Annotated in this window: 2 protein-coding genes; both read left to right on the top strand. The window is 76.2% G+C overall.

The features are described from left to right. Positions 1–142 precede the first annotated feature (142 nt). Positions 143–580, top strand: coding sequence for a DUF6892 domain-containing protein (locus tag ACWGL3_RS32030; protein WP_267949673.1), 438 nt, complete (start codon positions 143–145; stop codon positions 578–580). A 147-nt stretch (positions 581–727) separates the two neighbouring features. Beyond that, positions 728–2161 carry a PepSY-associated TM helix domain-containing protein gene (locus tag ACWGL3_RS32035; RefSeq protein WP_267949672.1) on the top strand — a complete coding sequence of 478 codons (1434 nt, stop codon included), beginning with the start codon at positions 728–730 and terminating at the stop codon, positions 2159–2161. Positions 2162–2265: the final 104 nt, after the last annotated feature.

Consider the following 2265-nt stretch of genomic DNA (forward strand, 5'->3'; position numbering starts at 1 on the left):
CCTCCCCGGGGGGCGCCGCGCCGGTGTCGTGTCCGGGGGCGGGACGGGGGCCGCCGCAGCCCGCGCCCCGCCCGGCGGGAGGCGGGCCGCAGGGCCGGACCTGGCGCGGAACGGTGTCGTACCCCCTGGCTACCGTGGCACCATGCCGACCTTCCAGGACTTCAACTTCAAACTGCTCGTCGTCGAGAAGCTCATGTACGACGACGGGACGCTCTCCCCCCGGTTCGCCCTCTCCGAGCACCTCCAGGGGCTCGGGATCACCCAGGCCCCCTACGACTACGCCTACGCGGTCGGCAAGGAGTTCCAGGTCCTGGACGAGGCGCGCGCGTACTTCGAGGCGCTGGAGATCAGCGGGGACCAGCTCGCCACCGTGGACTCGGTCCTGTTCGACGGCGGGAACCAGGCGTTCATGGAGTGCGCGCCGGTCTGGGACGGCGAGGACGACCTGTTCGACGTCCGCTCCCTGGACGACCTCGACCTGGTGCCGAACCTCCGGCGCTTCCAGGGCGCCGAGGACCTCTTCTACGAGCGGCCGGAGATGCTGGAGGCCCTGACCGCCAGGGGCATCGAGGTCGACTGAGCCGGCGGGCCCGCAGCGGCCGGCGGGGCGCCCGGGCACGGGCGCCCCGCCGTCGGGAACCCGGAGGCCCCCGCGTACGACCACAGGGGCGAAGGACGCTTCCCACCGGGCACCGGCCCGGTGCGCCGCTGTGAGGAGAACCGACGCGTGGAACGGCAACCGGACAAGTCGGCAGCGGACCGGGCCCGCCCGGGGCCCCGCGGCGCCTGGGCGGCGCTGCGCCCCCTGGTCCTGCGGCTCCACTTCTACGCGGGGGTGTTCGTCGCCCCCTTCGTCCTGGTCGCCGCCGCCACGGGGCTCCTGTACGTGTGGACGCCGCAGATCGAGCAGGCGGTGTACGCGGAGCAGCTGTACGTGGAGCCGGGGGGCGAGCCCCTGCCGCTGCACGAGCAGGTGCGCACCGCCCGGGCGGAGCTGTCCGGGGCCGAGGTCGACGCGGTGCGTCCGGCCACCGGCGAGGAGGACTCCACGCGGGTGCTCTTCGACCTGCCCGGGTCGGCCGAGAGCCACCGGACGACGGTGTTCGTCGACCCCTACGGCGGCGAGGTCCTCGGCGTGACGGAGACCTACGGCACGAGCGGCGCGCTGCCCGCCCGGACCTGGGTCGACATGCTGCACCGCAACCTGCACCTGGGCGACGCGGGCCGCCTGTACAGCGAGCTGGCCGCGAGCTGGCTGTGGGTGGTCGCCCTGGGCGGGGCCGCCCTGTGGGCCTCGACCGCGCTGCGCCGCCGCGGGGGCGCGCGCCGCCTGCTCGTCCCCGGCGCGGGCACCGCTCCCGGCCGTCCCCGGTCGGTCTCGGTGCACGGCGCGGCCGGGACGTGGCTGCTGGCGGGGCTGCTGTTCCTGTCCGCCACGGGGCTGACGTGGTCCCAGCACGCGGGGGCGAACATCACCGAACTCCGGGAGCGGCTGGCCTGGACCACCCCCTCCGTCTCCGCCGACGTCCCGAACGCCTCCCCGGGGGTGGACATCGGCATCGACACGGTGCTCGCCGGCGCGCGGGACGCCGGTCTGGACGGACCGGTCGAGATCTCCCTGCCGAAGGACCCCGCCGCCCCCTACACAGTGACCCAGATCGACCGGTCCTGGCCCACCTCCGTGGACTCCGCGGCGATCGCCGCGGACACCGGGGAGGTCGTCGACGTCGTCCGCTTCTCCGACTACCCGCTCATGGCCAAGCTGAGCCGCTGGGGTATCGACGCCCACATGGGCGTGCTGTTCGGGGTGCCCAACCAGCTCGTGCTGACCGCCGTCGCCCTGGGAGTGGTCGTCGTCGCGGCGTGGGGGTACCGCATGTGGTGGCAGCGGCGTCCGACGCGGGGCCGGGCCCTGGGTGTGGGCCGCCCGTACCCGCGCGGCTCCTTCCGGGCCCTGACGTGGCCGTGGCGGGCGGCGGTGGTCGTCGTCCTGGCGGGGCTCGGGTGGGCCGTTCCGCTGGTCGGCGCCTCGCTCGCGGTGTTCCTCGCGGTGGACGCGGCGCTGGGGTGGCGCGCCCGCCGCCAGCGCCGCACGGCGGGGCCGCCTCCCGCGGCGCCCGGGTCCGGGGACGCGCCGGTCGCGGGGTCCCGCTCCCGGTGAGGCGCCCCGCGCGGCCGTCCCCGCCCCGGCGGGGACGGCCGCGGGCACACAGGTGCCCACCCTGGTCGGTCACCGGTGCGCAGCCCGCCGCCAAGGGCTGCACC

It is taken from the genome of Nocardiopsis sp. NPDC055824 (assembly GCF_053616335.1).